Genomic DNA, 24,857 nt, shown 5'->3' on the forward strand with positions numbered 1-24,857 from the left:
GCATCGTGTTCGACACCCTCCTCGTCGCGAACCGCGGCGAGATCGCCCGGCGCATCATCCGCTCGGCGCGGGCCCTCGGTCTGCGCACCGTGGCCGTGCACTCCGACGCCGACGCGGACGCCTTGCACGTCCTCGATGCCGACGACGCGGTCCGTATCGGTCGCGCGCCGTCGGCGGAGTCCTACCTGCGCGCGGACGTGGTCCTCGAGGCCGCCGTGGCCACCGGCGCGGGCGCGATCCATCCCGGATACGGTTTTCTGTCGGAGAACGCAGACTTCGCCGAGTCCTGCTCCCGGGCCGGCATCGTGTTCGTCGGACCGACCCCGGCGCAGCTGCGCACCTTCGGCGACAAGCGTGCGGCCCGGGAGGCCGCGGCAGCCGCCGGGGTGCCGTTGATGTCGGGATCCGGGCTGCTCTACTCAGCACAGGACGCGGTCGCCGCCGCTGACGGGATCGGCTATCCGGTCATCCTCAAGGCGGTCGGTGGCGGCGGCGGCATCGGCATGCGGATCTGCCACACGGCGGCCGACGTCCCGAACGCCTTCGACACCGTCGCTCGGACGGCGGCCGCCCACTTCGGCTCCACGGGCGTGTTCTGCGAGCGCTACGTCGTCCGGGCCCGCCATGTCGAGGTCCAGCTGTTCGGTGACGGTGCCGGTCGGGTCGTCAGTCTGGGAACCCGCGACTGCAGCCTGCAGCGACGGCACCAGAAGGTGGTCGAAGAGGCCCCGGCCCCGGCGCTGCCCACCGAGGTCGAGGCGCGCATCACCGAGGCCGCCCGCGGCCTGGCGGCCTCGGTGCACTACCGCTCGGCGGGCACGGTCGAGTACGTCTACGACACCGACCGGGGTGAGGCGTCGTTCCTGGAGGTCAACACCCGGCTGCAGGTGGAGCACCCGGTCACCGAGGCCGTCACGGGGGTCGACCTCGTCGCCTGGATGATCCGGCTTGCCCGCGGCGAGACCGACGTCCTGTCCGATGTCCCCGACACCGGACCGCCGATCCGTGGGGTGGCGGTCGAGGCCCGGGTCTACGCCGAGGACCCCGCTCGGGACCACCGGCCCTCGGCCGGTCTGCTCACCCGGGTCGAGTTCCCCGCCGACGTCCGGGTGGACGGCTGGGTCGAGACCGGCACCGTCGTGAGCCACCACTACGACCCCATGCTGGCCAAGCTTGTCGTTCACCGCCCTGACCGCGCCGCCGCCTTCGACGCGCTGGGCGACGCGCTGGCCGCGTCGTCGGTGGACGGCGTCGCGACCAACCTCGACCAGCTGCGCGGCGCGGTCGGCACCGACACCGTCCGCACCGCCCGGCACACCACCTCCACTCTGGCCGGTCTCGCCGTGCCCGGGGCCCGGATCGAGGTCCTGCGCGGTGGGACCATGACCACGGTGCAGGACCTGCCCGGGCGCCTCGGCCGGTGGGAGGTGGGGATTCCGCCGTCGGGGCCGATGGACGACCTGTCCTTCCGGATCGCGAACCGGCTGCTCGGCAACATCGAGGGCGCCGCCGGCCTGGAGGCGACGCTGACCGGACCGTCGCTGCGGTTCACCGCGCCCGCGCGGGTCTGCGTGACCGGGGCGGCGGCGCCGGTGACCCTCGACGGCGAACCGGTGGACATGTGGACGCCGATCGCGGTGGCGGCCGGTGGATTGCTGGACATCGGAGCACCGGCGGACAGCGGCCTGCGCACCTACGTGGCCGTCGCTGGCGGGCTCGACGTGCCGCTGTTCCAGGGCAGCGCCTCGACCTTCGCCCTGGGCGGTTTCGGCGGCTACACCGGCCGAGCCCTGGCCTCCGGGGACGTGCTGACTCCCGGCACGGTGCCCATCGGGCACGCCTCCGCCGCGATCACCCGGCCGGAGCTCACCCACGACTGGGAACTCGCCGTTGTCGAGGGGCCGCAACCGGCGCCGGAGTACTTCACCCGCGACGACATGACGCAGTTCTACGCGACGGCGTGGACGGTGCAGAGCCACGCGAACCGCACCGGGATCCGGCTGTCCGGCCCGAGCCCGCAGTGGGCGCGACCCGACGGCGGAGACGCGGGACTGCACCCGTCGAACCTGCACGACAACGCCTACAGCGTCGGAGCGGTCAACGTCTCCGGGGACACCCCCATCCTGCTCGGCCCGGACGGCCCCAGCCTCGGCGGGTTCGCCTGCCCACTCACCGTGGCGCGCGGCCACCGCTGGAAGCTCGGTCAGATCCGCCCGGGCGACACCGTCCGCTTCGTCCCCGTCCCGGCACCGACCGCCGACCGGCTCCGCGACGACGACGCCCGGGCCCGCCTTACCCTCCCCGCGGGCCTACCTACCGGCACCGACGGCGACGACGGCGTGCCGGTCCGCCGCGCGGCGGCAGGGTCGAACCCGGCGGTGGTCTACCGCCGCGGCGGGGACGACAACGTCCTCGTCGAGTACGGCGGCATGGTGCTCGACCTCGGGCTGCGCATGCGGGTCCACGCGCTCGCGGAGTCGTTGCGGGAGCGCGCCCCAGGCGGCTTGATCGACTTGACCCCCGGGGTGCGCTCCCTGCACGTGCACGTCGACCCGGACGTCCTGCCGGTCAGGACGCTCGTCGGGCTGCTCACCGAGATCGAGGAGTCGCTCCCCGCGACCGACGATCTCGTCGTGCCGAGCCGCACGATCCGGCTACCGATGTCGTTCGACGATCCAGTCGTGACGACGGCGATCGAGCGGTACACCGCCGGCGTCCGTGCGGACGCGCCCTGGTTGCCGTCGAACATCGAGTTCATCCGGCGCATCAACGGTCTCGACAGCGCGGCCGACGTCGAAAAGGTCATGTTCGACGCCGAGTACCTCGTTCTCGGCCTCGGCGACGTCTACCTCGGCGCCCCGCTCGCCGTGCCGGTCGACCCGCGGCACCGCCTGGTCACCACCAAGTACAACCCCGCCCGCACCTGGACCGCCGCCGACACCGTCGGGATCGGCGGCACCTACCTCTGCGTGTACGGGATGGACTCACCCGGCGGCTACCAGCTGGTCGGCCGCACCATCCCCATCTGGTCCGGCTACCGCCAGCGCCCACCGTTCGAGCCGGGCACTCCGTGGCTCCTCCGCTTCTTCGACCGCATCCGCTGGTACTCCGTCAGCCCGGACGAGCTCGCCGAGCAGCGCGCCGCCTTCGCCGCGGGCCGGGCGCGGCCCGAGATCACCGAGGGGGAGTTCTCCCTCGCCGAGCACCGGTCCTTCCTCGCCCGTCACGCCGACTCCATCGCGGAGTTCGAGCGACGCCAGAGCGCCGCGTTCGCGGTCGAGCGCGACGCGTGGCGGGCGTCGGGTGAGCTGGGGCGCACGAACGCACCCGAACCGACCATGACGGCCGCCGCCGAAGTGGACGTTCCGCCCGGGGCGGTGGCGGTCGAGGCACCGATGCCGGCGGGCGTCTGGCGGTGTCATGTCGCCGCCGGCGACATCGTCGCTCAGGGGGACCCGCTGGTCACCCTGGAAGCCATGAAGCTTGAGATGGCCGTCCCGGCACCGGTCGACGGTGTCGTCCACTCGGTGCACGTCGCACCGGGTGCGCAGGTCGGGCCCGGCCGTTGCCTGGTCGTCATCGAGGATAGGACAGAATGAGCATCGACACGCATGTCGTCGAGGGGATCGACCGGGAGCTTGCACCGGCTCAGCGTGTGCGGGAAGCCTACCGGCGCATCGCCGCCGCGGACCGTCCGGAGGTCTGGATCACTCTGCGACCGCAGGCCGACGTCCTCGACGAGGTGAAGGCGCTCGACCGGCGCATCGCTGCCGACGAGCAGCTGCCGCTGGCGGGGCTGCTGGTCGCGGTGAAGGACAACATCGACGTCGCAGGCGTGCCCACCACCGCGGCCTGTCCCGAGTTCGCCTACCGACCCGATGCGGATGCGACGGCCGTGGCTCGGCTGAAGGCCGCCGGCGCCCTGGTGCTCGGCAAGACCAACCTGGATCAGTTCGCCACCGGGCTGGTGGGCACCCGCAGCCCCTACGGCGCGGTCCGGTGCTCCTGGGACCCCGAACGCATCTCCGGCGGGTCGTCCTCCGGGTCGGCCGTCGCCGTCGGACTCGGCCTCGTCGACATCGCCCTCGGCACCGACACCGCCGGGTCGGGCCGGGTCCCCGCCGCATTCCAAGGGATCGTCGGGATGAAGGCGACGCCTGGGCTGGTCTCCTGTCGTGGTGTCGTCCCGGCCTGCGCCGACTACGACTGCGTGACCGTCTTCGCCGCCGACCTCGCTACGGCCCGGCGGACGATGGCCGCGCTGACCGCGGTCGACCCGGCCGATCCGCGGAGTCGGCCGTGGCCGACAGACGTCCGGCTCGCCGCGCCCCGACGACCGGTCGTCGGCGTCCCGCGGGCGGCGGACCTCGTCGCGGTCGGCGACGGGTATCGGCACGCGTTCGACACCGCTGTCCGCGATCTGCGCGCGAATGGCGTCGACACCGTCGAGGTCGACGTCTCCGCGCTGCTCGACGTGGCAACCCTGCTCTACGACGGCGCCCTGGTCGCCGAGCGGTACACCGCCGTCGGCGCCTTCCTCGACACCGGTCCGGCCGGGGCCGACCCGGTCGTGTCCGGCATCATCCGCCGAGCCGCCGACCTCCGGGCCCATGCCTTCGCCGCGGACCTGGAGCGTGTCGGCGACGCCGCACGCGTGGCCGAGTCGATCTTCACCCGGTGCTCGGCGTTGATGCTCCCCACCACGACCGAGCACCCGACGATCGCGGAGGTCGCCGCCGAACCGCTGACGATCAACCAGCGCCTGGGCGCCTTCACCAACTTCGCCAACCTGCTCGGCCTCCCGGCGGTCGCCATACCGGCCGCGTCGGCCGGAGACGGCCCCTTCGGCGTCATGCTCCTCGGACCGAGCATGCACGACCACGTCGTCCTCGATGTGGCCGAACGCATCCTCAGCGTGCCGCCCGGGCCGCTGCTCACCGACGACACCACCACGATCCTCGTCGTCGGCGCCCATCTACGGGGGCAGCCGCTGAACCGGCAGCTCGCCGACCTCGGTGCTCGGTTCCGTGGTGAGACCGTGACCTCGGCCGCCTATCGACTCGTCGCCCTCGACACGGAGCCCCCCAAACCGGGCCTGGTACGGACGGGCGACGGCGCCCCGATCGCCGGGGAGCTGTGGGACCTGTCCTGCGCCGGCCTGGGTGCCTTCCTGTCCGGTCTGCCGGCGCCCATGAGCCTCGGTCGGGTCGAACTGGCCGACGGCAGCTGGGTCGTCGGTTTCGGCTGCGCGGCCGACGCGGGGGACAAGGGCGCCGACATCACCGAGTTCGGTGGGTGGCGCGCCTATCTCGCCGCGAGCCGGTGAGTCGGCGTCCCGGCCCGCCGGCTCCGTCCGGTCCGGGACCGCGGCTCCGCGGTTCAGGTCGGCCAGGTCGCCGGGACATCCGCCGCCACGGTGGCGTGCTGACGTCGTGGCTCACTGCGCTCGCCGGGAGACAGGTGATCCTCCACGACGATGCCGTTCAGGTGGTCGGTCGCGTGCTGCAGACACCGGGCGAGGGTTCCTGTTCCCCGCACGACGACGGTGTGGCCGTTGTGGTCGAGCCCCCGGCAGACGGCGAAGTCGGGTCGTGCGAGCGGTCGATGTGCGCCCGGCAGGAACAGGCAGCCTTCCTCGGCCACGGCCATGGTGGCTTCGGGATGAAGCTCGACCATCGGGTTTGCACACGATCCCGCGATGTCGGCGGTGAGCCGCACTTCCTGGAGGACCCCTCGGCACGTGTGGAGGACGTCCGCGCGGCGGTCGACCACCTGCAGTCGCTGGACTACGTCGACGCCGACCGGGTCGGCGCACTGGGCATCTGCGCCGGTGGAGCGTACGCGGTCACCGCGACGATGACCGACCACCGGATCAAGGCCGTCACGACGGCGTCGGCGCTCAGCATCGGCGACGGCTACCGTCAGGGCTGGTTCGGCGCCGACCCGGTCACCGCCGCGGTGCCGACCCCGGAGACCGCGGCGCAGCAGCGCACCGCCGAGACGCAGGGCGCCGCCGCGGATTTCTCGACAGTGGGTGCTGCAGTGGTCGTCGCAGGCAGAGGCGCCGGAGGAGGTCCGAGAACGTCCGTCGATGGTGCTCTTCAGGGTCGGTTTCGACAACGCCGGACTGCGGGTCGGTGCGCCGGTCGTTGACCCGCGGCGCGGCCACCTCCACCGCCCCCGCGCTGGTGAGCACCTGTCGGGGCTGGTGGCTGCCGTTGCGCACCATCAGCCGGCGGCCGTGCTCGTCGCGTTCGTCGCCGAACGCGGCGATGTAGTCGTCGACCCTCGGCCTGCACGGGCTTCTGTCGGCATCCGCCGCGCGCCCTCGCGGACCCGCTCGTCAATCAACGCCGCACCAGCAGGGCGCGGGCCATCCGTGCCGTCGTCGACGCCGGAAAGTGCGGTGAGCACGGGCGTGCTCGAACCTCGCCACCCGCACGCGTGTCCCGGGCGGCGAGCCACGGGAGCAGCCCGGCGGCACCCGTCGTCGAGGGGTGCCCGTCGGGTCGGGTCAGGTGCTGGTCGGGAATCCGAGGTTGAGTCCGGCGTGGCTGGGGTCGAGCCAGCGGGTGGTGACGACCTTGCCGCGGGTGAAGAAGTGCACGCCCTCGGTGCCGTGGGCGTGGGTGTCGCCGAACAGGGAGTTCTTCCAGCCGCCGAAGCTGTAGTAGGCCATCGGCACGGGCACCGGCACGTTGATGCCGATCATGCCGACCTCGACCTCGTTCTGGAACCGGCGCGCGGCGCCGCCGTCGTTGGTGAACAGCGCCGTGCCGTTGCCGTAGGGGTTGGCGTTGATCAGGTCGACGGCCTGGGAGTAGGTGTCGACACGCAGCACCGACAGAACCGGGCCGAAGATCTCGTCCGTGTAGATGCCGGCCTCGGCCTCGACGTGGTCGAACAGCGTCGGGCCCACGAAGAAGCCCGTGCCGTCGGCGTCGAACTCACCGGTGCGCCCGTCGACGACCAGGGTGGCCCCGGAGGCGACGCCGGCGTCGATGTAGCCGGTCACCCGCTCCTGGGCGGCCCGCGTGACCAGCGGGCCCATGTCGCAGCCACGCCGGCCGTCCCCGGTCCGCAGGCCTTCGGCCCGGTCGGCGATCTTCTGCACGAGGGTGTCGGCGATCTCGCCGACCGCCACCAGCGCCGAGATGGCCATGCACCGCTCGCCGGCGGAGCCGAACCCGGCGTTGACCGCCTGGTCGGCGGCCAGGTCGAGATCGGCGTCGGGCAGCACGACCATGTGGTTCTTCGCCCCGCCCAGGGCCTGCACCCGCTTGCCGTGCGCGGTGCCGGTCTCGTAGACGTGGCGGGCGATCGGGGTGGAGCCGACGAAGCTGATCGACTTGACGTCCGGGCTGGTCAGCAGCGCGTCGACGGCGGTCTTGTCGCCGTTGAGGACGTTGAAGACGCCGTCGGGCAGGCCGGCCTCGCGCCACAGCTCGGCGATCCACAGCGCCGACGAGGGGACCTTCTCCGATGGCTTGAGCACGACGGTGTTGCCGGTGGCGATCGCGATCGGGAAGAACCACATCGGGACCATGGCCGGGAAGTTGAACGGGCTGATGATCCCGACCACCCCGAGCGGCTGGCGGATCGAGTGGACGTCGACCCTGGTCGACGCGTTCTCGGTGGCCGAGCCCTTGACCAGGTGCGCGATCCCGCAGGCGAACTCGACGACCTCCTGGCCGCGGGCGACCTCGCCGGCGGCGTCGGATGCGACCTTGCCGTGCTCGGCGGTGATCAGCTCGGCCAGCTCGGGCGCGCGGGCGTTGAGCAGCTCGCGGAACCGGAACAGGATCTGGGTGCGCCTGGCCAGGCTGGTGTCGCGCCAGCCGGGGAAGGCGGCCTTCGCGGCGGCGATCACCGTGGCGGCCTCGGCCTCGGAGGCCAGCGGCAGCCGGGCGGTCACCGCGCCGGTGGCCGGGTCGGTGACGTCGGAGAACCGGCCGGAGGTTCCCTCCACCTTCGCGCCGGCCGACCAGTGGTGCAGCGTCGGCAGGGTGTCGGCCGGGGCCCCGGCCTGGTCGGTGAGCGTGCTCGTCATGCTTCCTCTTCTCGGGCGGTGGCGGTGTCTCGCTCGGCGGGCCTCGCTCAGCCGGGCCGCAGGAACGGCCGCTGGGTGGCCTTGTGCTCGTCGTAGACCTTGCGGGCGGCGCGGGTGGAGTCGAGCTCGCTGATCTCGCTGACCGGGACGTCCCACCAGGAGCGGGAGTCCGGCGCGGGGACCAGCGGGTCGGTCTCGACGTAGATCACCGTGCTGTCGGTCGCGGCCTTGGCCGTGGCGATCGCGTCGGCGAACTCGGCCGGGTTGGTGGTGCGGAGCACCCGCAGGCCGAAGCTCTCCGCGTTCGCGGCCAGGTCGAGCGGCAGCACGTCGCCGTCGAGCCGGCCGGAGGTGGCCGAGCGGTAGCGGTAGCGGGTGCCGAACCGCTGGGAGCCCAGCTCCTGCGACAGCGCGCCGATGGAGGCGAAGCCGTGGTTCTGCACCAGCACCGTGATGACCTTGATGCCCTCCTGGACTGCCGTGGCGAGCTCGGTGGCCATCATCAGGTAGGAGCCGTCGCCGACCATGACGAACACGTCCCGGTCGGGTGCGGCGAGCCGGACGCCGAGACCGCCGGCGACCTCGTAGCCCATGCAGGAGTAGCCGTACTCGACGTGGTAGCCCTTGGCGTCGCGGGTCTGCCACAGCTTGTGCAGGTCGCCGGGCATCGAGCCGGCCGCGCACACCACGACGTCGCGTGGGTCGGACAGGTCGTTGACCATCCCGATGACCTCGTTCTGGGTCAGCAGGCCGCCGGCCCCGTTCGCCGGGGCGGCGGGGTGGAAGGCGGCGTCGACCGTCGCGACCCACGCGGCGTCGAGCTCGGTGTACTCGGCGCGGTAGCCGTCGGACACCCGGTGGTCCTCGAGCAGCGCGGTCAGCTCGGTCAGGGTCTCGCGGGCGTCGGCGACGACCGAGACCCCCGAGTGCTTGACGGCGTCGATCGGCGCGACGTTGATGGTGACGAACCGGACGTCCGGGTTCTGGAACGCGGTCCGGCTGGCGGTGGTGAAGTCGGAGTACCGGGTGCCGACGCCGATCACGAGGTCGGCGTCGTGCGCGATCGCGTTGGCCGCGGTGGTGCCGGTCGAGCCGATGGCGCCGAGGCACTGCGGGTGGTCGTGGACCAGGGTGCCCTTGCCGGCCTGGCTCTGGCCGACGGGGATGCCGGTGGCCTCGGTGAAGGCGGCCAGTGCGTCGGTGGCGTGGCTGTAGTGCACGCCGCCGCCGGCGACCACCAGTGGGCGCCGCGCCGAGCGGATCAGCTCGGCGGCCCGTGCCACCGCCCAGGACTCGGGCCGCGGCCGCGCCACGTGCCAGGTGCGCTCGGCGAACAGCTCGAGCGGCCAGTCGTGCGCCTGGGCCTGGACGTCCTGCGGGAAGCAGACGGTGACGGCACCGGTGGCGGCCGGGTCGGTGAGCACCCGCATCGCGGACAGCAGGGCCGCGGGCAGCTGCTCGGGCCGCCACACCCGGTCGAAGTACGCCGAGACGGGCCGGAAGGCGTCGTTCACCGTCAGGTCGCCGGCGTAGGGTTGCTCCAGCTCCTGCAGCAGTGGCGACGCCGAGCGGTCGGCGAAGGTGTCGGCCGGCAGCAGCAGCACGGGTAGCCGGTTGATCGTCGCCAGGGCGGCGCCGGTGACCATGTTGGTGGCACCGGGGCCGACGCTGGAGCTGACCGCCCAGGTCTGCAGCCGGTCCTTCGCCCGGGCGTAGGCGACGGCGGTGTGCACCATCGCCTGCTCGTTGCGGCCGAGCACGTAGGGCAGCAGGCCCGGATCGTGCAGCTCGGCCTGCAGCAGTGCCTGTCCGAGGCCGGCCACGTTGCCGTGACCGAAGATGCCGAAGCAGCCCTCGAAGAGCTTCCGGCGCACGCCGTCGCGCTCGCTGTACTGCGCACCGAGGAACTTCACGGTCGCCTGGGCGACGGTGAGGCGGATCGTCCCGCTCATGGTCACTGGCCTCCGTTCCCGGTGAGCCGGGAGTCGATCTCCTGGTCGGTCCACGTGGCCCGGACCCAGGCCTGCTCGGGGTGGTCGGTGATCCTCCAGGCGCGTTCCTCGCCGGGGCCGGCCATCACGTTGAGGTAGTACATGTCGTGGCCGGGGGCGGCGGCGCACGGGCCGTGCCACCCCCACGGGATCAGGACGGTGTCCCGGTCGTGCACCTCGACCATGATGTCGATCTCGTGCCCGGGTGACGACGACGTCCGGTGGAACCCGAGACCGGGCTGCCCGGCCGGGCCGGGGGCGATCTCGAAGTAGTAGATCTCCTCCAGCTCGCACTCGTGCGCGGAGGTCTCGTCGTGCTTGTGGGCGGGGTAGCTCGACCAGTTCCCGCCGGGCGTGACCACCTCGACGCAGATGGCCGACGCGGCCTCGAACACCCCGGCCGCGCCGAAGTTGCGGACCTGGCGGGACGACGGCCCGGCTCCCCGCAGCTCGACCGGGACCTCGGCCCGTGGGCCGTAGCGGAACGGCAGCGCCGACTCGGTACGGGCGCCGCAGAGCGCGAACCGGCCGCCGGACGCCGAGGTGACCGTGACGCTCGAGCGGACGGGCAGGTAGGAGAAGTCGGTCGGGCCCTCGAACACGTGCTCCCGTCCGGTCAGGGTGTGCGTCTCCGAACCCAGGGTGACCTGCGCCGAGCCGGACAGCGGGACGAGGAACATCTCCTCGCCGCCGGTGTCGACGGTCCGCGAGCCGCCGGCGGGCAGGCTCAGGATCCGCAGGCCGGAGTGCTCCCAACCGGCCGTCTTCGGGGTGATCTCCAGCTCGTAGCCGGCGCCCGGGGAGGTCCCCGCGGGGATCACGTACTCACTCTGTGCCGACGGTCCGTTCGCATGCTCACTCACGCTGCGCGCACCTCCTGCGGCCTGACCAGCGAGACGGCGGTGTCGACGGCCGCGGCGACGTCACCGTCCTCCGGGTAGAGCAGTGCCCGGCCCACGATGAGGCCGCGTACCGACGGCAGCTCCAGGGCTGCCTCCCAGGACGCGTAGGTCTCCTCGGGCCGGGTCGTCGGGTCCCCGCCGAGGAGCAGGGTGGGCAGGGTGGTGGCCGCCATCACCCGCTCCATCTCCTCGACGACGGGCAGCTTCATCCAGGTGTAGGCGCTGGAGCCACCGAGCCCCTGGGCGATGTGCACCGACCTGATGACGGCGTCGGGGGAGAGGTCGTTGACCACCCGTCCGTCGACGCGGCGGGACAGGAACGGCTCCACCATCGCGACCAGCCCGGCCCGGTTCGCCTCGCTGACGACCCGAGCGCAGGTCTCGAGGGTGGCCACCGTCGCGGGGTCGGCCGGGTCGATCCGGGTCAGCATCTTGATGGCCTCGAACCCGGCGTCCACGGTGCCGCGGACGTCGTAGCCGGTGAGCCGGTCGTCCATCTCGAACACCGAGCCCTGCAGGCCGCCGCGGTTCATCGACGAGACGACGACCTTGCCCTCCAGCGCGCCGAGCAGCAGCAGGTCCTCCAGCACGTCGGCGGTGCCCAGCACGCCGTCGACCCCGGGCCGCGCGAGCGCGGTGGTCAGCCGGTCGAGGAGCTCGGGGCGGCTGGCCATGGCGTCGGCGCGGCCACGGGCGGACAGGGCACCGCGGGCCGGGTGGTCCGCGGCGACGATCATCAGCCGGCCGTCGGCGGGCACGAAGGGCCGCCGACGCCGCGACGCGAGCAGTGCCGGGATGCGCTCGGGAGCGCGGGCCCGGATGTCGCGGACCTCGTCGTAGGAGGCCGCGAATCCCTGGGTGATCGGTTTCATGGTGGTCACCGGTTCTCGTTCGGGTCGCCACCGGCGAGGAGCGTGTCGATCTCGGCGGCGGTGGGCATGGCGGTGGAGCACTCCAGCCGGGAGGCGACGATCGCGCCCGCGGCGTTCGCCCGGCCGAGCACGGTCTCCAGCGGCCAGCCGGCGAGCAGGCCGTGCGCGAGCGACCCGCCGAAGCCGTCTCCGGCCCCGAGGCCGTTGTAGGGGGTGACGGGGATGGGCGGGGAGACGACACGCTCGGTGCGCGACCTCGCGAGCACGCCCTTCGGGCCCTGCTTCACGATCGCGAGCTCCACCCCGGCGTCGAGCAGCGCGTCGGCGGCGCGCCCCGGGTCGGTCTCGCCGACCGCGACCTCGCACTCCTCGCGGTTGCCGACGGCGACCGTCACCTGGCCGAGCACCTTCTGCACCTGCTCGGTCGCGGCGGCGGGGGAGTCCCAGAACATCGGCCGGTAGTCGAGGTCGAGCACCGTGAGCCCGGAGGGGCGGGCGGCGAGCGCCTCGTGGTGCGCCGAGCGCGACGGCTCCTCGGACAGCCCGGAGACCGACAGCCAGAACAGCCCGGCCCCGGCGATCCCGTCCCGGTCCAGATCGGACGGTGCGACCCGCAGGTCCGGGGCGGAGGGCCTGCGGTAGAAGTACAGCGGGAAGTCGTCCGGCGGGAAGATCTCGCAGAACGTCACCGGCGTGGGGTACTCGGTGTTCGTGACGACGTGCCGGTCGTCCACCCCGAGCCGGTTCAGCTCCCGGCGCACGTACCGGCCGAACGGGTCGTCACCGACGCCCGTGATGATCGCGGCGTGCCGGCCCAGCCGGGCGGCGGCCACCGCGACGTTGGCCGTGGTGCCGCCGAGGAACTTGCCGAACGAGGTGACGTCCTCGAGCCCGACGCCGACCTGCAGCGGATAGAGGTCCACCCCGGCACGGCCGAAGGTCAGGATCTCAGCGGGGGCGTTCATGTCCTTGACAGCCTCTCGTAGGAACCGACAAAGGCGGCGGGGCTGCGCTTCGGCCCCGCTCTCCGGTTGGTGCGACGGCGAACCCCGGGCCGCTACGGGACACGGAGCGCTCGGCGCAGGTTCTCGACGCTGGTGTGCACGTCGGCGGCCGGTCCTGCGCCGGTCGGCGGGCCGTGCAGGATCGTGTCCTGCTCCAGGACGTGCCAGCCGTCGTACCTGCGGGCGGTCAGGTGCGACAGGACGCCGTCGAGGTCGACGTCGCCCTCGCCGAGCGGGCGGTACATGCCCTTCCCGACGGCCTCGGTGTAGGTGAGCCGGCCGTCCTGGACCCGGCGGGCGAGCCCGAGGTCGACGTCCTTGAGGTGGGTGTGCGCCACCCGCTCGGGCGCCTGCCGGGCGAGCGCGGCCGGGTCGGTGCCGCCGATCAGCAGGTGCCCGGTGTCGAGGCACAGCTGGATCCGGGAGCCCTCCAGGACCCGCTGGACCTCCGGGCCGGTCTCCACCATCGTCCCGACGTGGGGGTGCAGCACCGCGGCCACGCCGCGGGCAGCCGCGTGGTCGGTGATCCGGTCCAGGTTGGACAGAAGCAGCGCCCAGCCATCGGTGTCCAGCTCGGGACGCGAGTCGTAACCGGTGCCACCGGAGTCCGCGGACAGCACCAGGGTGCCGGCGCGGGCGGCGTCGTAACCGGCGAGGAGCTCCTCGATGCCGGTCAGCGGGTCGTGCCCGGGGACGTGCAGCAGGGTGGGGGTGAATCCGCCGACCGCCCGGAGGCCGTGCTGCTCCAGCGTCGCGGCCTTGGCCTCCGGCGCGTCGGGCAGGAAGCCGTCCGGGCCGAACTCGGTGGCCGACAGCCCGACCTCGCGCATCTCGGCGAGTACCCGGGCCGGTTCCAGCTGGTGGCCCCAGCCGGGAACCTCGCACACGCCCCAGGAGATGGGTGCTCCGGCGATCTTCTCGTGCGTCATCGGGTGACCTCGTCGATCCGCACCGGACGGTGCTCGTGCAGGGACAGCGTCGCGGCCTCCGCGATCCACCCGGCCGCCATTGCGTCGGCAACCGTGCAGGGCGAGGGCCGCCCGCCGGCGACCACCTCGGTGAAGGCGGACAGCTCGGCCCGGAACGCCGGGGCGAGCCGGTCCATGAAGAACGCGTGCGGGACACCGCCGGGGAAGGACACGCCCGGCTCGACCGAGCGCAGAGGCAGGCCGGCGTCCAGGCCGACCGCGACCGAGTCCCGGTCGCCGTGCAACTCCATCCGGACGTCGTAGCCGCGCGGGTTGTAGCGGGTGTTCGAGACGACGGCGGCGGAGCCGTCGTCGAGGGTCAGGATCGCCTGCGCGGTGGAGGCGTCGCCGGTCTCGGCGAACACCGGATCGCCGTTCGCGCTGCCGGTCGCGTAGACCTCGACGACCTTCCGGCCGGTCACCCAGCGGATCGCGTCGAAGTCGTGCACCGAGCAGTCGCGGAAGATCCCGCCGGAGATCCGCAGGTAGTCCGCGGGTGGCGGCGCCGGGTCCAGGGTGGTGGCCCGGACGGTGTGCACCCGGCCCAGCTCCCCGGCGACGACGGCGTCGCGGGCGGCCGCGTACCCGGCGTCGAAGCGGCGCGGGTAGCCGATCTGCACCCGCTCGTCCCGCCCGGCCACCTTGGCGGCGACGTCGACGGCGTCGTCGATCCGGCCCGCGACCGGCTTCTCGCAGAACACCGGCAGGCCGGCGTCGACGGCGGCCAGCATCAGCTCGGGGTGCGCCGGGGTGGCAGCGGCGATCACGACGCCGTCCACGCCGGAGGCCAGCAGCTCGTCCGGCGACCCGGCGGCGGTGGCACCGACCTCGGCCGCGACGGCGGCGGTGACCTCGGGGCGGGTGTCGGTGACCACCAGCCGGTCCACCGCGTCCAGGCCGGCCAGGGTCCGCGCGTGGAACGCGCCGATCCGGCCCAGCCCGATCAGTCCGATCCTCATGGGTGTCTTCCTCTCGTGGTCGGTCGAACGCCCGGCGCTCCCCGGACCGGCGCCCGGCGACGAGGCCGGAGGGACCGGGGAGCGCGGAGGCGCCGGCCGCGGTCGGCGCGTTGTTCCCCTATGCCGTCGACCTGGTCGGGTGCTCCCTGTCCAGCGCGTCGTCCTCGACGTCCTGACCGGCGGGTTCCCAGCGGATCAGCAGCAGTGTGACCACCGCCGCTGCGGGGGCGAGGGCGAGCAGCAGCATGGTGGGTCCCTCACCGAGGTTGTCGAGCATCACGGGGAAGAGGAACAGCCCGATGATCCCTCCGACCCGGCCTGCGGTCTCGGCCCAGCCGGTACCGAGCCCCCGGTACTCGGTCGGGTAGGACAGCGCGGCGAGGGTCTTGCTCTGCGGCCCGGGACCGAAAGCGTGTCCGAACATCAAGATCCCGACCACGCCGACCGTGACGAGCGGCACCGCCTGCCAGACGGTGCCACCGACCGAACCCAGCACGACGAGTGCGACGGCGACGATCACGAACCCGATGAACGTCAGTTTCCAGAGGCCGAACCGCTCGACGAGCTGGGTCTGGAGGAGGCCGGCGACCAGGGCGAACGTGTGCACGGTGACGGTCGCGAGGACGATCGCGACCAGATCGGTCCCGAAGATGAGCCCGGCGATGACCGGCAGGTAGAAGCCGATGGCGTAGTACTGCATCGCCTGCATCCCGGCCACCATCGAGGCCAGGACGGTTCTGGCCCGGAACTTCCGGTTGAAGATCGTCGAGAGTCGGTAGCCGTCGTCCCGTGCCGGTTTCGCCTCGTCGGCCTCGACGACGGTGGTGACCCGGTAGCTCTTCTCCAGGATCTTCGCCGCAGCGTGCAGCCCCTGGTGCTTGACCGCCCAGAGCGGGCTCTCCTCGGCGTAGACGAGCCGGAGCACGACGACGACCAGGGCCGGGACGGCACCGAGTCCGACGGTCCAGCGCCAGAGGTCGTCGGAGGCGCCGGCGAAGTAGACGGGCAGTGCGACCAGGGCGGCGCCCATGACCGCCACGGTGGAGGCGGGCTGCCAGAAGTTCATCCAGCGCGCCTTGCCACGTGTGTTGACCAGCTCCGCCATGAAGCTGAACGCGACCGGCATGTCGAGACCGATCGCGATGCCGATGACCAGGCGCCAGAGGACGAGCACCTCGTAGCTGGGTGCGAACGCCGCCCCGATCGGGGCCAGGACGAGGAGGACACCGCTGATGATGAAGAGCTTGAACCGTCCGGTGCGGTCGGCGATGTAGCCGCCCAGCAGCGAGCTGACGAGTGCTCCCACCGCGGTGATCGAGGTGACCATGCCGACCTGGACGGCGGTGAGCTGCATCTCGGCCCGCAGCGAGGCGATCCCGATCCCGATGCTGCTGAGGTCGTAGGCGTCGCCGAAGACACTGCCCAGCGCGATCAGCATCAGGATCCGGGTCCGCGCACTCCCGGTCGGGTGCGCCTGCACGAAGTCGATGACGTCGCGCTCGGAACGGATGACGACCGCGCTCATGACGCGCCACCGGGCGTGGCCGCGGGCGGGAAGCTCACCGGTGTGCACGGGGCCGCGGAGTAGCAGCGGATCTCGTAGACCCCGGCCGCGGGATCTCCGTTGGTCGCGCGGACCACCAGGCGCAGCCGGTCGGTGACGACGGCCTCGTCGAGGTCGTGCACCACGCGGGTCGTCAGGTTGTCCGTGACCTCGACGAGTGGACGCCAGGCCCCGTTGGTCCTGGCCTCGATCGTGTAGTCGCGCACGCACTGCGGGTCCCGGAAGAAGGGCGGCTGCGCGTGGTACTCGCGCAGGAGGTGCCCGGCGAAGGTGAGCTGCACCTGCCGGATCTCCTGCGGCCGGTCCCAGCGGAGCTCCAGCGACTGGGGCATCTCCCGGCCGGGGGCCGAGCGCCACAGGTTGGTGTGGCGGTGCGGGCGGGTCACACCGGTGACGAGGTTCTCCGGCCCGTAGACCTGCTGCGGCGGCTCGACCCGGAAGCTGAGTGTCGTCCCCCCGCCGAACCGGCGGTACAGCCCCGGGGCCGCTTCGTAGGTGGCGATGTGACCGGGCTGCACCGACCCGGCGGGATGCCACTCGACATGCGGGTTCGGGGCCGCGGTGACCCGGACGTAGGAGCGGGGTTCGAGCTCGTCGCCGCCGAGCCGCAGGTCCCAGACGACCCAGCCGCCGGCGACGCCCGGGGGGACCTCGATGCTGGTCTTCGCGAGCGGGGTACCCGGGTGGACCCGGTAGTCCCAGATGTCGTCGACGGCGTGCAGCTCGAGTTCGACGGTCTGGGGGTCGTCCGAGTCGTTGCTCAGGTAGAGGGCGACGGAGTCCAGCCGCGGCTCGGCGCCGAGCGCGATCCACTGTGCGCAGCGGCGTTCGAGTCGCCCTGCCACCGGGAACACGGGGTGGTCGGTCCAGTGCCCGAGGCCTCCGAGGCCGTCCGGGTCGCCGGGAGCGGCCGCGTGCAGGGTGTCCGAGCTGCTGGCGCTGATCGTCGCGCGGCGGGCCAGGTCGAGCGGGTCGTCGTTCGCGACGTTCGGCAGGAAGCAGCCGTCCCGGAGCAGGGCCTGCTGGACGTCGCCGACCAGCGTGATCGGGATGTCGGCCGCCGGAGCGTCCTCGGCGACGGCCAGGGCGGCGGCGGTGCCGGCCGCCTGCCCCATGACCGCGCAGGTGCTCATCACCCGGATCGAGCCCATGCCCGCGTGGGTCGCGCTGACGTTGCGTCCGGCGAGCAGCAGGTTCTGGACGGTCCCGTCGAGCATGATCCGTAGAGGGATACCGAACGGCCCCACGTTGGTCTTCGCGCCGTAGTCGGAGGTCGGGTCGAGCTCCTGGGCGTTGAGGGGCTCGCTGGTGTCGGCGAGCAGGCCACCGAGGGTGTGCAGATCGACGTACCAGCCGCCGAAGGCGACCTCGTCGTCGAACACGGTCCGGTCGATGAGGTCGTTCTCGGTGAGCAGGTGCTGCCCGACGATGCGGCGGCTCTCCCGCTTACCCGGAACCTGGCCGACCCAGTCGAGAGCGAGGTTCGCCGCCTGGGACGAGAGCTGCGGGTCCCGGTTCTTGATGTAGTCCCAGATCCCGAGCACGTGCCTCGTCAGCTCGTGCCGGATCGCCTCGTTGTCGTGCAGGGTGTCCCACGGTGGACCGATCTCGATCCACCAGTAACCGCTGCGCAGGGTCTTGGGGACCCGCCCTCCCCGGTGGAAGAAGGAGGGGTCGTCGTAGCGCACCGCCCAGTCGGGTGCGGCGAACGGGACCGGGTGGCCGACGTCGACGGTCTTGAAGTGCAGCGAGCTGCCCATGACCCCGGCGCTCGCCGTGGCCGGGGCGTGCGGCTCGTCGAACTCCGACCTCGCTTCGGTCCCGGTGCGCCAGTCGCTGCCCGCCAGTGCGGCGACCGTCCCGTCACCGGTGCAGTCGATGAACGTCCGGCCGGTGACCTGGATGTCGACCTCGGCGTTCTCCACCCGGACGCGCACACCGCCGATCCTGTCCGGTGCCGCCATGTCGACGCCGTGCACCGACGAGTTCAGGTGCAGCGTCAGGTTCGGGGTCCGCACCGCGATGTCGTACAGCACGAGGTCCCAGACGCTGTTGGTCCAGCCGTTCTCGGTGATCGGTTCATGGTTGCGGGCGCGCTCTTCGCACAGCGCCTCACCGATGATCCCGGTCTCCCGGGCGTACCCGTGGAAGGCCGCGGCGCCGTGCGGTGTCACTCGGATCTCCGAGGACGAGTTGCCGCCCAGGACCGGACGGTTCTGGACCAGGCAGGTCCGGGCGCCGTGTCGGGCGGAAGCGACCGCCGCCGAGAATCCCGCCAACCCTCCGCCGCAGACGACGACGTCGTAGCTCTGCTGCTCTTTCCGCATACTGCTCCTCACTGAGCCGAAGTCTGAAACCGGTTCAACTCGGTGTACCTAAACCGGTTTAAGGCTGCCGCAGCATGCACGCCGACCCAGTCGTCGGTCAAGGGGTGATCGGGTATGGTGCGAGCCCGAACCACTGCAGAACGGAAGACCATGCCGTCAGACGCAGGGCCTCGTGCGCGGCCGACACTCGCCGACGTCGCCGCCCGCGCGGGCGTGTCCAAGGGGCTCGCCTCGCTGGCGGTGCGCGACGCCGCCGGTCCCAGTGCGAAAAGTCGTGAACGCGTGCTCGCCGCCGCTCGGGAGCTCGGATGGCAACCCGACTCGGCAGCGCGTGTGCTTGCTCGTCACCGGTCCCGGCTGATCGGAGTGACCTACGCGATCCGGCGGCCGTTCGACTCCGAAGTCGTCGAGCACATCTACGCCTCGGCCGAGGCAGCACGGTACGACGTCGCCCTCAGCGCGATCACTCCTGGTCGCAGCGCGGACCGTGCTGTCGAGCCGCTACTTGCAGGTCGATGCGAGGCCTTGGTGCTTCTCGGGGTGGGGTCGCTGTCGGAGGAGGACCTGAGAGGGCTCTCCGAGCAGGTCCCCACAGTGGTGATCGGTCAGAGTTCGGGGGGTGCGGTCGTCGACACCGTTCGCACGGCCGGCGCGGCCGGCGCGCAGCTCGCAGTGGAGCACCTGCGTGAGCTGGGACACTCCGCGATCGTTCACGTCGACGGGGGACCCGACGCCAGTGCGGTCGAGCACCGCCGCGGCTACGAGGAGGCGATGGCCGCGCAGGGGCTTCGGAAGCGGATCAGGGTCGTAGCCGGCGGCGCAACCGAGGACGACGGTGTGACAGCAGCGAGCAGGATGCTCGAAGGTGATCTGCCGACCGCTGTCGTCGCGTACAACGACAGCTGCGCCACAGGCATCATCAGCACATTTCAGCGCTTCGGCGTCCACGTTCCCGGGGACGTTTCGGTGATCGGATACGACGACAGTCGAGTGGCCCGGCTTCCGTATTTCGAACTGACGACCGTCGCGCAGGACTCGAGGCAGCTCGCCTCACTGGCCGTCCAGCGGTCCGTAGGCCGACTGGAGGGAGATCTGGGTGCTCCCGAAGAGGTCGTGCTCGCGCCGAAGCTCATTCGTCGGGCGACCACCGCTCGGCTGATCGTCAATGCACCACAGGTGCCGAAATGATGCATCTGTTCAGTGTTCTCAGTAGGGTGGGGTCCTGATGCGACACACCGACGTGGCGGGAATGTCGAGATAGCAGGCAGACCCCGGTCAGCTGCAATACCGTACAGTTGGATGCTGTGTAGTTTCCTCGGTACGCCTCGTGCTGGATGGACGAAGCCGCCGTCGGAGCGCCGGTTGTCGGACCTGGTGCCGGTGGATGTGCCGACTCGGGTGTTCCTGCCGGAGGTGATCGCGGTGGCGGGTCGGACAGAGCAGCGTCATCTGAGAGTGGACCGTTCCTGATCTTCTCGACATCTGGTCGTAGACTGGCGTGGGCCCGACCTCGGTGCGCACCGTCTTCGGCGAGCTCCCGTTGCGGTGGTTGTTGTCGCGCGACGCGGAGCGGTCGCCGGGTTCATAGCCCAGGTGCTCAGTCATCTCGGTGTCCAGTGCGGTCTGCAAGACCGTGCGGGTCACCCCGGCCAACAGGCCGTCCGGGACGACCAGTGAGACCCCCGACCGCCGGCTTCGCACGGGGCGTGGCGGGGCTGCGACAGCGATCACGTCCGGGCAACCGGACCGGCCGGGGCACCTCCGCGTCGGGCCGCCCGGTACGCACTGGGCGTGAGGCCGGTCGCCGTCCGCAGATGGGTGCGCAGGCTCGTCCCGGAACCGAGTCCGGCGAGCGCGGCGACCCGTTCCACCGGAAGGTCGGTGACCTCGAGCAGCCGTCGGGCCCGCGCCACCCGCTGGGCGTGCAGCCAGTCCAACGGCGTCACACCGAGCCCCCGGCGGAAGTGGCGGTGCAGGGTGGCCCGGCTGACGCCGGCACGGCGGGCCAGCTCGTCGACCGTGACCGGTTCGTCGAGATGCCCCAGCGCCCACCGGACGACCGCCGCGAGCGGGCCCTGCGCGCCGGCGACCGGCATCGGAGTCTCGACGAACTGGCGCTGCCCACCGGGGCGGTGCCCGGTGAACACCAGTCGCCGGGCGACCGCCGCCGCCACGTCGGCCCCGTGGTCCCGGCCGACCAGGTGTAGCCCTAGATCCAGCGCGGCGGCGCTGCCCGCCGCGGTGAGGACGTCGCCGTCGTCGACGAACAGCACGTCCGGGTGCAGGTCCACACCGGGGAACTCGGCGCGGAACCGATCGGCCCACTGCCAGTGCAGGGTCGCGCGCCTGCCGTCGAGCACCCCCGCGCGGGCGAGGGTGAACGCGCCGGTACACATTCCGACGAGTCGGGCCCCGCGCTCGTGCGCACGCCGGATCGCCCGCAGGACCTGCGGGTCGCCCGGGGTATCGACGTCGGGCCGGTTCGGGACGACGAGGGTGTCGGCGCGGTCGAGCTCCGCTGGCCCGGCGAGGCCGGTCATCGTGAAGAAGCCCTGCCGGACCGTCACCTCCGGCGCGAAGGTGCAGAAGGATAGTCGGTAGAGCAGCCCGGCCACTTCGGGCCGGTCGATCCCGAGCACCTCGGTCAGGCAGGCGAACTCGAACGGATTGCCGCCCTCGTCGACGAGCACCACCACGCGGTGCAGAGGCTGCGACAAATCTTTCGACACATGCATTCTATCGCACTGTCGGAGGCGCGGCCGCGAGGCGGAGAATTGCCGGGTGAACACCTCCGCGACGAACATTGACGAGGTCCTGGCCACGTTCGACGAGTCCTGGGCGCCCCGGCTGCTCGCCACCGTCGAGGGCCGCTCGGTCAAGCTCGCCCGTCTCGACGGCACCTTCGTGTGGCACACCCACGAGGACACCGACGAGCTGTTCCTGGTCCTCTCCGGGACGATCGAGATCGGCATCCGGGACGACGGGAACACCCACTTCGTGCGGCTCGGCCCGAAGGACGTCTACGTCGTGCCGCGCGGCGTCGAGCACCGGCCGTCCGCGGACGCCGAGGCAGTCGTACTGCTCATCGAGCGGGCGGGCACCCTGTCTACCGGGGACTTCGCCGGCGAGACGCCCGACCACATCACCTCCACCCGGGGCATCAGCGCCGGCCTGTGACCGTCTGCGCGGCGGGCTGGTGGCCGAGCCGGTCCGGCAGTCGGTCCGCACAGCCGCGCAGCACCCCCAGGACGTCCCGCCGCTTGTCGTCGTTCATCCGGGAGCTCGGGACCGACACACTCATCGCGGCGACGACCTCGCCCGTGGCGTCGCGGACCGGCACCACGCGCAGGAGACCTCGGGCAGCCTCGGCCGGGGCGCCGAGCGGGCACCCTGCTCGGTCGTCCTGGCCCGGTCGACCGCACCGGAGCTGGTCGCGGGAACGGTTCCTGCTCGCCACAACGGGGAAGACCCACACATGCCCGAGTCTCCCGTCAGCCAACGCCACGACCCCCGCGACGACGACCGACCGACCCCGGAGCACCTCCGACCGGAGGGTGTGTCGGACGAGGCCGTGGCCGCGGTGGGGAAGCTGGCCGAGGCCGTCGAGACGATCGAGCGGGCCCGCGGCCATCTCTACGCCTTCCACCAGATGACCGGCTACGCCGACGAGATGCTCGACGAGGTCGTCGACGGCCTGCGGGGGATCGGACGGGACGATCTCGCCGACCGGATCACCATCGAGCTGATCGGGCTGAACGTCGTCGCGGGCCGGTGGAGCTTCCAGGTCGTCGAGGAGTACGACGACGGCTACTACCGGACCGTGCTCGACCTGGACCGCGCGGTGCGTGACGAGCTGGTCGCGGGGCGGCGGCACGTGATGGAGGCGGAGATGAAGGAGCGGCGCCGCACGCGCGGACGCGCTGGCCACGCCGCCCGGCCGCACGAGAAGGATTGACCGCCACGTCGAGTAGCCACGTCGAGGCTGAGTGCTGTGGTCGGCTCGTGGGCCGTGATCGGGCGGAGATGAGCCGATGTCGTGGCCAACCGTCGACCAGACCATTCGGGACACGTCTACGGCGTGGGGAACGGGACCATCGTTCGGGGCGGCCAGCGACTCCGGTCGCTGCCATGCCAGGGCTGCGCCGGGTCCGCGTTGTCCGTCGGTGAGGGCGTTCAGGACACGGTCGTGCGGTCGCGCGTCGGTGTCGTCGCGCGAGGTCGGTCGAGGATGATCTGCAACCGCCCGGGCCCCGACGGAACCATCCCTGCCGGGCCCGGTCGGGATCGGGCCGTTCTCGGGTCGGTGTCGGCCCGGCTGCGGCGGCCATGCCGCGACGCCTGGCGGCTGTGGGCGGCGGGGCGGAGCCTCGTCGACGGTGGCAGGTCCGTGATTCGCGGCGTCCCGGTCGACCGGCAGGGTGCACGCCAGGACCCGTCGGTGGTCGGGCCGGTGTCGTCGTCGCGCCATCGCAGGAACCGCTCCACCGCAGCACGGTGCTGTCGTCGTGCCTGCTCGCCGAGGTTCTGGTGGCCAGCCATGCCACGGACGGTGCCACAGCTCCCGCAGCCGACGCGCGATGAGCGAGGACGCGGCTGCGGAGACTCACGGACCCTCAGGACATGTCTCCCGTGGGCCGAGGTCCGCATGACGCGGGAGGGTGTCGACTGGGGCGGTGTTCGGGTTCCGGTCGGTGCGGTGGGACGTCGTCGCGCTCGGTTCTCGGTCCGGTCGGTGGGGTGTTCCCTCATTCCGACAGCACGTCGCCGGTGACGAGCACGACGCGAGGTCGGGGTGGGACGAGCGAGAGGTGATCGACGCATCGGTCGGTGGCGGGTGGGAGGCGTAGCCGCCGATCCGGGATCCTGACCCCGCAGGTCTCACACCGGGCGGCGGTGCCGTCGGCGAGTTGGTCGAGGGCAGCGGTTACCGAGTCACTCGGTGCGCTCGTCGAGCTGCGCCGGTGGGGGGTGGACCCTGGGGGGTCGTCGGGTGCGGTGCTCACGCGGCTGCGGCGGCGAGAGCGGCGGTGAGCGTCGGATGGATGTCCGGGCCCGCACCGACGAGGAGACTGACTGCACGTGCGGCCGGGGCGTCGCCGTCGAGGACGAGTATCACCGCGCCACCCAGTCCTGACGCGGTTGCGTGGGCGGCGAGGACGAGACCGAGCCCGCACGCCCCCATGAAGCTCACGCGGTCGAGATCCAGAACGACACGACCGCCTACACCTGCAGCCACCGCGGCGCCGTCCAGCGCGACGGCCAGCACGTGCCTGCTCGCCAGATCCACATCGCCGATGAGACTGACGACCGAGACGGCCGCGCCGGCATGCGCGAGTTCGGCGCGCAGACCGACCACCCTCTCGACTCCGTCGGTGGGAGGCGCCAGGTCGGCCTGGTCCGGGCGGGGGCGTCCGGTCGGTGACGTCCGTTGCTGCAGGTCCCCGTCGACGGGCTGGGACGGTGATCCGGTCATGACATCGAGTCCTCGGGAACAGGCTGTACCGCGCCGGTGTCGGACCGGAACGCGCTCAGCAGGTGTCGAGGGCCAGCCCGGGTCACGAGGGTGAACCTGTGGGGAAACCGATCGGCTGTCATCCTCACCCTGGGTGAGGATGAGAGCGGGAACAGTATCCGTGACCTTATCGCGTATGCGTCTCCGCGTCGAGGTCTCCCTCGGCGACAGGGCATCCGACCGGTCGACGACCGTGCGGTCGGGGCGGGTCGGGGAACGGCCCGTCGCTGTCCCGGGGCAGCCCCACCCCGGACCGACCGGAAGCGCACCCGTGAGCTCCCTGCCCGCCGCATGACCTCCGCGCTTGCGGTCAACGCGCTGCGGTCAACACCCACCCAGTTCGATCACGCGTCTACCAGCGCGAACCCCGCAGTACTCAGCTCCGAGGTTCGATGGGACGGGTCGGGACCTGCGCCGACAACGCAGCCATGGAGTCCTTCCTCGGCCCGCTGCGGAAGTACCTCCTCAACCGCTGCCGCCGGCAGACACGAGCCGAGCTCCGGCTCGCGATCGTGCCCCGGATCGAGACCACCAACCGCCGACGCCGACGCCGACGCCGACGCCGACGCCGACAGAGCCTCGGTCGCCTGACCCCGATCGAGTACGAGACACTGCTCGACACCGCCCCAGCGGCCTGACCCACCTACCGGAACCGGGTCGAGAAGAGCCTGGGCAGTCCCAGATCCTCCCTGGAGGACCGGGACCACC

19 protein-coding genes and 2 pseudogenes are annotated in these 24,857 nt (G+C 72.1%); 7 read left to right on the forward strand and 14 right to left on the reverse strand.

Annotation, left to right across the window (positions count from 1 at the left end; translation table 11 throughout):
• The first annotated feature begins 5 nt into the window (after positions 1-5).
• Positions 6-3,599 carry an urea carboxylase gene (uca, locus tag WHI96_RS18185; protein ID WP_345644112.1) on the forward strand — a complete coding sequence of 1,198 codons (3,594 nt, stop codon included), beginning with the start codon at positions 6-8 and terminating at the stop codon, positions 3,597-3,599.
• A complete protein-coding gene (gene atzF, locus WHI96_RS18190; protein ID WP_345644109.1) occupies positions 3,596-5,326 on the forward strand; it encodes an allophanate hydrolase in 1,731 nt (576 codons plus the stop codon). Before uca ends, atzF begins: the two co-directional genes overlap by 4 nt.
• Positions 5,327-5,379: 53 nt before the next feature.
• On the opposite strand, the gene WHI96_RS18195 is transcribed toward atzF, so the two are convergent.
• A complete protein-coding gene (locus WHI96_RS18195; protein WP_349302414.1) occupies positions 5,380-5,676 on the reverse strand; it encodes a peptide deformylase in 297 nt (98 codons plus the stop codon).
• Here WHI96_RS18195 and WHI96_RS18200 point away from each other — a divergent pair.
• Complete coding sequence (locus WHI96_RS18200) at positions 5,662-6,153, forward strand: alpha/beta hydrolase (protein ID WP_349302415.1); 492 nt, start codon at positions 5,662-5,664, stop codon at positions 6,151-6,153. The two genes, WHI96_RS18195 and WHI96_RS18200, sit on opposite strands and share 15 nt — an antisense overlap.
• A gap of 361 nt (positions 6,154-6,514) precedes the next feature.
• On the opposite strand, the gene WHI96_RS18205 is transcribed toward WHI96_RS18200, so the two are convergent.
• The 9 genes from WHI96_RS18205 to WHI96_RS18245 form a co-directional block, all read right to left on the reverse strand.
• Positions 6,515-8,050, reverse strand: a complete 1,536-nt coding sequence (locus WHI96_RS18205; RefSeq protein WP_345644100.1) for a CoA-acylating methylmalonate-semialdehyde dehydrogenase — start codon at positions 8,048-8,050, stop codon at positions 6,515-6,517.
• Between the two features lie 47 nt (positions 8,051-8,097).
• Complete coding sequence (gene iolD, locus WHI96_RS18210) at positions 8,098-10,002, reverse strand: 3D-(3,5/4)-trihydroxycyclohexane-1,2-dione acylhydrolase (decyclizing) (RefSeq protein ID WP_345644097.1); 1,905 nt, start codon at positions 10,000-10,002, stop codon at positions 8,098-8,100.
• A gap of 2 nt (positions 10,003-10,004) precedes the next feature.
• Complete coding sequence (gene iolB / locus WHI96_RS18215; protein ID WP_345644094.1) at positions 10,005-10,862, reverse strand: 5-deoxy-glucuronate isomerase; 858 nt, start codon at positions 10,860-10,862, stop codon at positions 10,005-10,007.
• Positions 10,863-10,900: 38 nt separating this feature from the next.
• Positions 10,901-11,815, reverse strand: a complete 915-nt coding sequence (locus tag WHI96_RS18220) for a class I fructose-bisphosphate aldolase (protein WP_345644584.1) — start codon at positions 11,813-11,815, stop codon at positions 10,901-10,903.
• Between the two features lie 5 nt (positions 11,816-11,820).
• On the reverse strand, positions 11,821-12,780 hold the full coding sequence (gene iolC, locus WHI96_RS18225; RefSeq protein ID WP_345644090.1) for a 5-dehydro-2-deoxygluconokinase: 960 nt from the start codon (positions 12,778-12,780) through the stop codon (positions 11,821-11,823).
• 92 nt (positions 12,781-12,872) lie between these two features.
• Positions 12,873-13,748, reverse strand: a complete 876-nt coding sequence (locus WHI96_RS18230; protein ID WP_345644087.1) for a sugar phosphate isomerase/epimerase family protein — start codon at positions 13,746-13,748, stop codon at positions 12,873-12,875.
• Complete coding sequence (locus WHI96_RS18235) at positions 13,745-14,746, reverse strand: Gfo/Idh/MocA family protein (RefSeq protein ID WP_345644084.1); 1,002 nt, start codon at positions 14,744-14,746, stop codon at positions 13,745-13,747. The genes WHI96_RS18230 and WHI96_RS18235 overlap by 4 nt, the downstream gene beginning before the upstream one ends.
• Before the next feature lie 118 nt (positions 14,747-14,864).
• On the reverse strand, positions 14,865-16,271 hold the full coding sequence (locus tag WHI96_RS18240; protein WP_345644081.1) for an MFS transporter: 1,407 nt from the start codon (positions 16,269-16,271) through the stop codon (positions 14,865-14,867).
• Positions 16,268-18,637 (reverse strand): FAD-dependent oxidoreductase, encoded by a 2,370-nt coding sequence (locus WHI96_RS18245; RefSeq protein ID WP_345644079.1) that lies wholly within the window; start codon positions 18,635-18,637, stop codon positions 16,268-16,270. Before WHI96_RS18245 ends, WHI96_RS18240 begins: the two co-directional genes overlap by 4 nt.
• Positions 18,638-18,787: 150 nt before the next feature.
• Between WHI96_RS18245 and WHI96_RS18250 the strand changes: the two genes are divergently transcribed.
• A complete protein-coding gene (locus tag WHI96_RS18250) occupies positions 18,788-19,825 on the forward strand; it encodes a LacI family DNA-binding transcriptional regulator (RefSeq protein WP_345644077.1) in 1,038 nt (345 codons plus the stop codon).
• Between the two features lie 303 nt (positions 19,826-20,128).
• Here the strand turns inward: WHI96_RS18250 and WHI96_RS27900 are convergent.
• Together WHI96_RS27900 and WHI96_RS18255 are read right to left on the reverse strand one after the other, a co-directional pair.
• Positions 20,129-20,335: pseudogene (locus WHI96_RS27900) on the reverse strand (transposase); the annotation flags it as partial.
• A gap of 29 nt (positions 20,336-20,364) precedes the next feature.
• Positions 20,365-21,372 carry a GlxA family transcriptional regulator gene (locus tag WHI96_RS18255; RefSeq protein ID WP_345644074.1) on the reverse strand — a complete coding sequence of 336 codons (1,008 nt, stop codon included), beginning with the start codon at positions 21,370-21,372 and terminating at the stop codon, positions 20,365-20,367.
• A 46-nt stretch (positions 21,373-21,418) separates the two neighbouring features.
• On the opposite strand from WHI96_RS18255, the gene WHI96_RS18260 reads away from it, so the two are divergent.
• Complete coding sequence (locus WHI96_RS18260) at positions 21,419-21,814, forward strand: cupin domain-containing protein (protein ID WP_345644071.1); 396 nt, start codon at positions 21,419-21,421, stop codon at positions 21,812-21,814.
• Here WHI96_RS18260 and WHI96_RS18265 read toward each other — a convergent pair.
• Entirely contained in the window at positions 21,798-21,980 is a 183-nt protein-coding gene (locus WHI96_RS18265) for an IclR family transcriptional regulator domain-containing protein (protein ID WP_345644068.1), read from the reverse strand. The genes WHI96_RS18260 and WHI96_RS18265 overlap by 17 nt on opposite strands.
• Positions 21,981-22,112: 132 nt before the next feature.
• On the opposite strand from WHI96_RS18265, the gene WHI96_RS18270 reads away from it, so the two are divergent.
• Complete coding sequence (locus tag WHI96_RS18270; RefSeq protein ID WP_345644065.1) at positions 22,113-22,592, forward strand: hypothetical protein; 480 nt, start codon at positions 22,113-22,115, stop codon at positions 22,590-22,592.
• A gap of 1,044 nt (positions 22,593-23,636) precedes the next feature.
• Here WHI96_RS18270 and WHI96_RS18275 read toward each other — a convergent pair.
• Entirely contained in the window at positions 23,637-23,993 is a 357-nt protein-coding gene (locus WHI96_RS18275; protein WP_345644063.1) for an STAS domain-containing protein, read from the reverse strand.
• Between the two features lie 497 nt (positions 23,994-24,490).
• Here WHI96_RS18275 and WHI96_RS18280 point away from each other — a divergent pair.
• A pseudogene (locus tag WHI96_RS18280) lies at positions 24,491-24,787 on the forward strand (IS3 family transposase); the annotation flags it as partial.
• Positions 24,788-24,857: the final 70 nt, after the last annotated feature.

Origin of the sequence: Pseudonocardia tropica (genome assembly GCF_040105315.1) — a bacterium.
GTDB classification, from domain to species: domain Bacteria; phylum Actinomycetota; class Actinomycetes; order Mycobacteriales; family Pseudonocardiaceae; genus Pseudonocardia; species Pseudonocardia alni.

Excerpts from the sequence above, each read along its gene's own strand:
- iolC (WP_345644090.1), bottom strand. The coding sequence starts at position 12,780 with ATGAACGCCCCCGCTGAGATCCTGACCTTCGGCCGTGCCGGGGTGGAC.
- WHI96_RS18195 (WP_349302414.1), bottom strand. The coding sequence starts at position 5,676 with ATGGTCGAGCTTCATCCCGAAGCCACCATGGCCGTGGCCGAGGAAGGC.
- WHI96_RS18235 (WP_345644084.1), bottom strand. The coding sequence starts at position 14,746 with ATGAGGATCGGACTGATCGGGCTGGGCCGGATCGGCGCGTTCCACGCG.
- WHI96_RS18230 (WP_345644087.1), bottom strand. The coding sequence starts at position 13,748 with ATGACGCACGAGAAGATCGCCGGAGCACCCATCTCCTGGGGCGTGTGC.
- WHI96_RS18245 (WP_345644079.1), bottom strand. The coding sequence starts at position 18,637 with ATGCGGAAAGAGCAGCAGAGCTACGACGTCGTCGTCTGCGGCGGAGGG.
- WHI96_RS18255 (WP_345644074.1), bottom strand. The coding sequence starts at position 21,372 with ATGCATGTGTCGAAAGATTTGTCGCAGCCTCTGCACCGCGTGGTGGTG.
- WHI96_RS18220 (WP_345644584.1), bottom strand. The coding sequence starts at position 11,815 with ATGAAACCGATCACCCAGGGATTCGCGGCCTCCTACGACGAGGTCCGC.
- WHI96_RS18270 (WP_345644065.1), top strand. The coding sequence starts at position 22,113 with ATGCCCGAGTCTCCCGTCAGCCAACGCCACGACCCCCGCGACGACGAC.
- WHI96_RS18250 (WP_345644077.1), top strand. The coding sequence starts at position 18,788 with ATGCCGTCAGACGCAGGGCCTCGTGCGCGGCCGACACTCGCCGACGTC.
- WHI96_RS18205 (WP_345644100.1), bottom strand. The coding sequence starts at position 8,050 with ATGACGAGCACGCTCACCGACCAGGCCGGGGCCCCGGCCGACACCCTG.
- WHI96_RS18200 (WP_349302415.1), top strand. The coding sequence starts at position 5,662 with ATGAAGCTCGACCATCGGGTTTGCACACGATCCCGCGATGTCGGCGGT.
- iolD (WP_345644097.1), bottom strand. The coding sequence starts at position 10,002 with ATGAGCGGGACGATCCGCCTCACCGTCGCCCAGGCGACCGTGAAGTTC.
- atzF (WP_345644109.1), top strand. The coding sequence starts at position 3,596 with ATGAGCATCGACACGCATGTCGTCGAGGGGATCGACCGGGAGCTTGCA.
- WHI96_RS18240 (WP_345644081.1), bottom strand. The coding sequence starts at position 16,271 with ATGAGCGCGGTCGTCATCCGTTCCGAGCGCGACGTCATCGACTTCGTG.